Raw genomic sequence first — 7,894 nt, 5'->3', positions numbered from 1 at the left:
CAACAAATGGCACTTATAATAAATGACTCGAAATTATCTTTGATATTTCCAACATTGAAGACTTACCCGTGAACTCAAATTTTACCTTGCCGATGGCCGAGAAGTAGATTTCTAATTCAGAATCAAGATCAAACGTGCCTGACGTTTCGATAGAATAAGCCACAATATTTTTGTAAGGCAAAGAGGTAAAATCTTTTTTACTGCCCGTAATACCTTGAACATTAACCGCGATAATACGCTTATTAGTAAACACCACCCCATCACGCATCGTTTTGTAGGCGTCGACGATTCGCTCATCATCTAACAGCAACTCTGTCACTTTTTCAGCAAAGTCAGGGTTTTGCTTAAGCTTAAAAAAGCCTTTATTATTAAAATCTATCATAAAACATCCTTTTTATATCTAAAGCCCGCATTTAACAGAATAAATTTCTGACGCAGACACATCTTTTTATACAAAAACTTAAATAATATTTTCAAAATATCTCTTCAATCATGCCACCCATGACTAAATCGTGAGAAATAACTGAATAACTCTTTTAATATCTCTTCAATCATGCCACCCATGATTAAATCATGAGAAATAACTGAATAACTCTTTTAAAAATGCCACCCATAATTATATCTAACAACATAACGCCTTTTGATTTGAGTTACCAACATTGGTTATTCTTTTCTCAACAAACAAAATCAGCAAAATTATTCACTGCAGATCACTTAACATGTACAAAATCAGATATTTGGTTAAACACTTCACAGCAGAAGGACTTGATAATGATCAAGTATCAGATAAGATGTTCTAAGGAATGATATTAGAGCTTAAGCACACAGCCAGCGCTGGCAGTTTGAAGCACCTTGTCGTCGTTTTCGATCTAAATGCTCGCAATATTCAGTTAATGCGGGTAATGCACCAACGGCACCTTTGAATAATGAACCAAATTCAGTAGTGATTTTAAGCCAATTTTCAGCAGGAATATTGAGTCTATTTAAGATATCTTGGCTACTTGAGCTTATCGCGCCATGCTTATCTTCTCGAATAATTCTGCCAGTGTCATCAACCAGTTTGATGTAGTCTTTGACACTGAACATTAGCCCATTAGTCATGTTTAAATGCTCATTACCAATAAAGGGTAATAATTCGGTTGGTTGCTCACCTTTTATCGCTGAATTTATTCGGCGTTGAATGCTGGTGTAATCAGAAGTTTCAGGAGTAGCGGCCACATTAGCGCGGATGGGGTTTAAATCGACGTAAGCCATACAAGCTAATACTGCGGCCTCATCGAGTAATGCCTGAGACTTGAATCTTCCTTCCCAGAAACGACCAGTACATTTATCTTCTTTATTGGCCATTCTTGCTATTGGTTCACTGAGGGAGCGCATAAACCAGCTAATATCAATTAAACGTTTACGATATTCTGTAATGCACTCATCAACTGTTTGAAGTTCAAATTGGTTAAGGTCTTCACCTTTAAGATACTTTTGAGTTAGCAATGTACCCTTAAAGCCTTTGTGCCACTGAATCAGCACCTCTTTATCTGACCATTGTCTTGCTTTATCTGGGTCGACCTTTAACACCACATGCAAATGGTTACTCATCACAGCGTATGCACAAATATCAATAGCAAAGATCGTCGCCAACTCTAGAATGCGTGAATCGACCCACTCGCGTCGATGCTCAAAGTTCTCGCCTGTCGCATGATCAATACCACACAAAAAGGCTTTACGGACTACACGCGAACAGCAGTGATAATAAGGTGTATCTTCTAAGCTCACGATAGTTTGTCTGGGCCTCGCCATCATTCATTACCTGCAAGTATATAAGGATACTTAAAGACTAGACTAACGATTAAATATTCGCCAGAAATCTTGGGTGGCCAGGTTTAGGAGAAGTATCCAAAGACCTTGGGTGGCCATGTTTGGGAGAAGTATGCTTAAGAGGAAAATTAACATGGTTTCCTCTTATTTTTATGTGATAAGCGCTACGGCCTTCATGGCCGTAGATTATAAAAAGGGAAAGGTTAGCAACCTGTGGTGACGGCTGTAATCTCTGGTTCACCTGCACTCTTCCAGTGGTATTGGAAATAACAATTGGTTGCAATCACTTGAGCCGATGTGGGCTGTGCGATATCAAGCACCCCTTGAGGCGCTGCGGCAACAACATAACTGCCACTTAACACAAAAATTCGATACGCCCATTCATTCATGTCCAAGCCTGCCGCCTCAAAAATTTCAGATGGCGTGGTGTAGCCCGAATTAAAACCACTGCCACTGGTATTCGCAGCTGCGGCCCAAGGTTGATAATTACTGCCTTTCACACCAGAAAACTCAACCGTGTCAGTCATCGCACTGCCTGAAGTTAAGGTTTTAGTTTTAAATAATGTCACTGCTGTTTTAATTGACCCAACAGCCCCATTAATCGCTGATATGTGGGCATCAGTCTTTAAATTGATAAACTTAGGCGCTGCTACAACAGCCAAAATACCTAATATAATAATAACCACGACCAACTCAATCAGTGTAAATCCTGTTTGGCGTGGAGCTGCCAATTTATTCATACTGCGATACAACCTCAATACCCATTAACGATTAATGAGCCATAAAATCATTAGATTAATTATTCTAATTCGATTTTTACACATAATCATCTGAAATCATCAATAAAAACCACATAATAAGACATAAACTAATGGCTGTAATTGCATCAAAATAACTGAGTGTTTAGACATAACTGTGGAATATGTTGTTTGATTTACGCTTTTTCGGGGTTAAAAATCACGGTGTTTTTGGGCTTTTTAGGTTCGACATAAGCTTGATAACGGCCAGGTTTATGATTAATCGCAATCAACACATTAAGCATAGCGGCGCCCATCACTGACAGTAGGACCACTTCTATTGGGAACATCAACAACGATGAGCTTAAAATAATAGTGTCTATTAATAAGCCAAAATTACCGGCGCGAATTGAATGCTTATTTTGTAAATACAACGCCAAAATACCTAAACCGCCTAAGCTTGATTTATGCCTAAACATAATCAACATACCTACACCTATCAACATTCCGCCTACCGTTGCAGCAAATACAGGATAGACATTATCGATATGAATAAATCGCGGCATGTAATCTGTCATAACCGAAATAATCGATACAGAAATGAAGGTATTGATGGTGAAACGCTTTGACAGCTTGGTCCATGCAAGAAAGTAAAATGGCAGGTTGACGATAAAAAATAACACACCAAAACTATAAGATGATAAGTGCATACCAATAATCGCAAGCCCGGCCGTACCGCCTGTGAGCAATTGATTACTGTTATAAAGTGTTACACCTAAAGACACCATTACACCAGCACAAAACAAAGCCATAATGTCTTCGTAAAATCGATGTGTTGGGAACTGCATGTTATGTTTATCCTTCTTTAACTAATGTGTTTATACATCATTTAAACTGGTGATGCGCAATGCAACAACACCTAGAAGGCGCGCAGTTTACAGAAATACAGTCGATTTAATAGTGAATAAAAAAAGACAAAAGTTGAATAACAAGCCAATAATGTATAAAAATATTTACACATAGAGTGCGAAAGTAAACAAAATGATACAGCGATGTGACTTATCAGGTAAAAAGCACGATAAAACTTTGCTTAAGCACACAGTTAGGGGATGAACTGCGATATACATGATGAGTGTAAAAACATTTGTCGTGTTTGATCAACAACGACTCAATATACCAGCCTTGTAAATGAAATCATTCAAATAAAGCTAACTATAAACTTGATGAGTTTCATCTATAAAAATGCAGAATCTCCAAAGTAAAAACCTATAAAAACCGCAAGATAAGTCAAAATAAAAACCAAACCTAACAATAGCCACTAGCAAGAGTTAAACCCTAAGTCGCCAAACTTCAAAGGCTTCTTGGCACAGTTGCTCTCTAAACTTAGGGTGGGCAATATCAATTAGCGCACGGGCACGTTCTCTTAACGATTTAGCGCGTAAATATGCACAACCATACTCGGTAACAATATAATGCACATGCGCACGAGTGGTTACAACGCCAGCCCCTGGCGATAATACCGTAGCAATCCGCGAGACAGTGCCGTTAGCGGCTGTACTAGGAAGAGCAATAACAGAACGACCGCCTTCCGACAACCCAGCCCCACGAATAAAATCCATTTGCCCGCCTACGCCAGAGTATATTTTTGTGCCTAACGAGTCGGCACAAACTTGGCCCGATATATCAACTTGTAGTGCAGAGTTAATTGACATCACATTAGGGTTTTTACGAATTATTGCCGTGTCATTCACCTGTTCAATATCCATAAAAATCACTGACGGGTTATCATCGACAAAATCGTAAAGCCGTTGGCTACCGAGTGCAAAACCGGTCACGATTTTACCTGGATGCACCTTTTTAAGGCTGTTATTTATCACCCCTAACTCAACGAGATTTAGCACACCGTCAGAAAACAGCTCAGTGTGAACACCTAAATTTTTATGCTGTGTTAAGCACGACAATACCGCATCAGGAATAGCCCCTATGCCCATTTGTAAACAGTCACCATCACGCACTAATTGAGCAACATGTTGACCAATTGCTTGGCTGGTTTTATCACTTGAGTCGATTACATGTTGCGGCAGCGACTTGCTTTGCTCAAAAACCGCAGCCAACTTGTTGTAGTGAATAAAGCCATCACCATGAGTGCGGGGCATTTGAGGATTGATGTGGGCAATAATTTTACCCGCCACCTGGCAAGCGGCGAGTGTGGCCTCAACCGAGATCCCTAATGAGCAAATACCGTGTTTGTCTGGTGGCGACACTTGAATAATCGCCGTATCAATTTTTTGCTCGCCAGAGCGAAAGAGTTTTGGCACTTCAGACAAGAAAATAGGCACATAATCGGCATCACCTTGTTGTAAAAGCGCACGGGTAGGTGCACCACCAAAAAAGCAGCGATGACGAAGATGTTTTTTTAAATTTGGGTGACTTAACGACTCAGCATGCTCAGTGTGTAACTGCAATAACGTTAAATCATGCTTGGTAAGTGCATGCTCGGCTAATGCATCAAGTAACAAGGTTGGCGTGGCTCCCATAGAATGTGTCCATAGGGTTTCACCACTTTGTATTAACGAAACTGCTTCTAACGCACTTTGGCAAATAATGGGTGTCATCGATATAACTCAAGGTAATTAAGCTATTTACAGTGTAAGGAGGAACATCAAAATTTAATAGTTTTTAGCACCAAGATGGGCGGAGAAGATCCACAGTTGAGATTGGTATCAATCAAATGAATTATTTGAGAGGTCTGCCACAGAGTCCTTATTAGCGCGTTTTATCACAGATGCAATTTGATCGTTAATGCGATCTTATGAGCAAGGAAAAATTAATCACAAACGACATATAAATATGTCAGCAACACCTAACAAAACACTGTTGGCTCGACAAGTTAGTCTACGCGAATATAACGTGGCTACGCAGGCAAAGATAACCTAAACATAACCACGTAAACACCACTAACTTACTGAAACTGATTACCTCACCTTAAAAAATATCATTTAGGTCTTGGATTGCGTCAATAACCATACCTGTACCAATACTTATTAATAAAAGATCAGTCCCTACACGCACAATCTTCTGTCCTTCTGGCGTACGGCCTATTTGTACAATCAGCTCAGATGGCACATCGTAATAAACTACATCTGCAGGCAAAACATGACCTTTTTGCCATTTTTTCACTTTGCCGGGCGCTATGCAGCCATTGTTTTTCTTTGCTAATCCTGGTGGACAGTTTTTAGCTTTACTCTTCGTTTGGTAGTAATTATGAATGATAACTTGGCGGTCATTATTAAAAAATACCTGATCATTACCTTGATCATGTTTATGTTTTTTTTCATGCTTTTCAGATTGCTGCTTACTTTGCCCTTTAGATTCATTATCTTTAGCAACACTGGTATTTACAGTGCACACCAATAGTAAACTCATAAGCAAAAACGGAAGTAAATGGCGATTCATATCGTTTATCCTGTTGATAGTACTTGCTCTTTCACGGTAAGTTTGGCGCTTTTTCTAGATTTCACAACGCTACAGCGGTTTATTTTTTAGCAATAACGCCAACTGAGAAAACAAAACCCCAGCCCAACCGTGCTGCATAAACTGACGAATATTTTGATGATCGCTACCCTGAGGTGTGGCAAGCACATCACGATAATGCTCACCAAATAAGGTTAATGTTTGCTGCTGTGTTAATTGCTGAATTTGCCCAAAAGCAAACACTTTACAAGAACCTGAATTTTGCCCAGCATCATTTAGTTGATCGCCATTTTTAAAAGCACTTGGGGTAAAGTCGTAATTCGCATCAATCAAGGCCATGGTTTCTTCAAAACGTAACTCATGTGCACGTTCATCTAACGTTGCAATAAAACGGCTTACCTGTGTTGTACTCATAACAATTGTCCTAAGGTTTATTGTAATTGAAAAACAATAACAAAATAGCGTCTGTTTCTATAGTGAAAAAGTCTTAATCCTAAGCCTCTTGCGCACTCAACAGCCAAGATCACTCCAGTTTCATCGCGGCAAAATCAGGCCTCTTTAACGTATCTAATATGCTGTATAAATAAATCACCACTAACGACATCAACGCGCCAATCATAAACAGCCAAAAACCGCCTAAATTATCCAAAATAATCCCGCCGCCCAAAGGCGCGAAGGCAAAGCCAATTTCATAAAATGAAGCGGCTCCAAAATATGCCCCCCGTAAATGTTTGGGCGCCAATCTGTCAATGTGAACATTCATAGTAGGAAACAAATTGGTCTCGGCCAAACTCATCACAATAATGGCACCTATCCAGCCCCAAAATAATTCTATGGGGTTAAGAGCCAGCCAAATCTGCGAACAGATCAGCAACATCAAGCCAAATTGAATACGGTGAATTAAACTGTAAGCCGCCATTATCCTTAATAAAACAAACTGAGTTGAAATAATCACCAGGGCATTGGTAAAAATCATCGCCGAGATCAGTGTCAACAATTCAGGGGCATCTTCACGGGTTAAATATTGAATTAACGAGCTGTCCATTTGCGCATAAATGAACATGCATAATATATTTGCCACAATTAGGCATTGCAGCAATTTATCTTGGCGTAAAATGGTCATAATTTGCTGGCGACTTACCATTGCTGGCTTACGCTTAACAGCAGATGTTGCATCGCCCATAGCAGGGATAAGCAGGTCGGGAACCTGCTCTGTAAAAGTTGGCGCCATTTGACGAGCTTGATGCCTAAACCCCCAAAATAGTAGGCAAATCAATATCGCAAATGCAGCTGCGGTAATGTAAAAACTTGATTGCTTTCCCGTGAGTCCAAGCCATACCCCCAGCATAGGCCCAACCGCACAGCCCACATTGACCACAAAATACAATGACTGCATTGCCAGCTCGCGGGTTTTAGGGTCATCAATCACATCACCAATGGTTGCCGAGGTAAGTGGCCGCCACAATGATGTGGCAATTGAGCACAAGGTCATCACCACCACATAGCCTTTCACGCTATCAACTTGAGCCAACAACGAAAAAGAGATGATGTATAGCACCCCAGTAAGGTACATAAGCTTGTTGCGACCGATGCGATCAGACAAAGCGCTACCAATAAAACTAGTAAACACTGAAATAAGCGCGGCACCCGACAACACTAACCCCACTTCAGTGGCGGTTAATGCAAATTTTTCATATAAGATGACAGCCAAAAATGGCCACACCATAAAATAACTTCCGCGGGTAATAAATGAGCCAAACAACAATATCCACATTAAACGTGGAAACTGTTTAAATCGTGCTATTGAGACATCGCTATGCACTTTTTGTCCTTAAAGAGTGAAGCAGTATTAAGCTGAGTCTGTTAAGTAC

At 40.1% G+C, this 7,894-nt stretch carries 8 protein-coding genes; all 8 read right to left on the bottom strand.

What is annotated here, in order from left to right:
* Window positions 1-13: 13 nt before the first annotated feature.
* The 8 genes from IEW93_RS21330 to IEW93_RS21295 all read right to left on the bottom strand — a co-directional run bounded on the left by IEW93_RS21330 (window position 14) and on the right by IEW93_RS21295 (window position 7,845).
* Entirely contained in the window at window positions 14-382 is a 369-nt protein-coding gene (locus tag IEW93_RS21330) for a PH domain-containing protein (protein WP_188741216.1), read from the bottom strand.
* Window positions 383-816: 434 nt separating this feature from the next.
* On the bottom strand, window positions 817-1,794 hold the full coding sequence (locus IEW93_RS21325) for a transposase (protein ID WP_188741217.1): 978 nt from the start codon (window positions 1,792-1,794) through the stop codon (window positions 817-819).
* A 221-nt stretch (window positions 1,795-2,015) separates the two neighbouring features.
* A complete protein-coding gene (locus tag IEW93_RS21320; RefSeq protein WP_188741215.1) occupies window positions 2,016-2,552 on the bottom strand; it encodes a type IV pilin protein in 537 nt (178 codons plus the stop codon).
* 194 nt (window positions 2,553-2,746) lie between these two features.
* Complete coding sequence (locus IEW93_RS21315) at window positions 2,747-3,397, bottom strand: YitT family protein (RefSeq protein WP_188741214.1); 651 nt, start codon at window positions 3,395-3,397, stop codon at window positions 2,747-2,749.
* A 480-nt stretch (window positions 3,398-3,877) separates the two neighbouring features.
* The gene (locus IEW93_RS21310; protein ID WP_188741213.1) at window positions 3,878-5,164 is read right to left on the bottom strand and encodes an acetyl-CoA hydrolase/transferase family protein; all 1,287 of its coding nucleotides are present in this window, start codon (window positions 5,162-5,164) and stop codon (window positions 3,878-3,880) included.
* Between the two features lie 370 nt (window positions 5,165-5,534).
* The gene (locus IEW93_RS21305) at window positions 5,535-6,005 is read right to left on the bottom strand and encodes a hypothetical protein (protein WP_188741212.1); all 471 of its coding nucleotides are present in this window, start codon (window positions 6,003-6,005) and stop codon (window positions 5,535-5,537) included.
* Between the two features lie 69 nt (window positions 6,006-6,074).
* Window positions 6,075-6,437 (bottom strand): HopJ type III effector protein, encoded by a 363-nt coding sequence (locus IEW93_RS21300; protein WP_188741211.1) that lies wholly within the window; start codon window positions 6,435-6,437, stop codon window positions 6,075-6,077.
* Between the two features lie 109 nt (window positions 6,438-6,546).
* Complete coding sequence (locus IEW93_RS21295; protein ID WP_188741210.1) at window positions 6,547-7,845, bottom strand: MFS transporter; 1,299 nt, start codon at window positions 7,843-7,845, stop codon at window positions 6,547-6,549.
* Window positions 7,846-7,894: the final 49 nt, after the last annotated feature.

It is taken from the genome of Shewanella inventionis (genome assembly GCF_014641855.1).
Lineage (GTDB): Bacteria > Pseudomonadota > Gammaproteobacteria > Enterobacterales > Shewanellaceae > Shewanella > Shewanella inventionis.
Note: the sequence above shows the minus strand (reverse complement) of the source record. Positions and strands in the feature narration are given on the sequence as shown.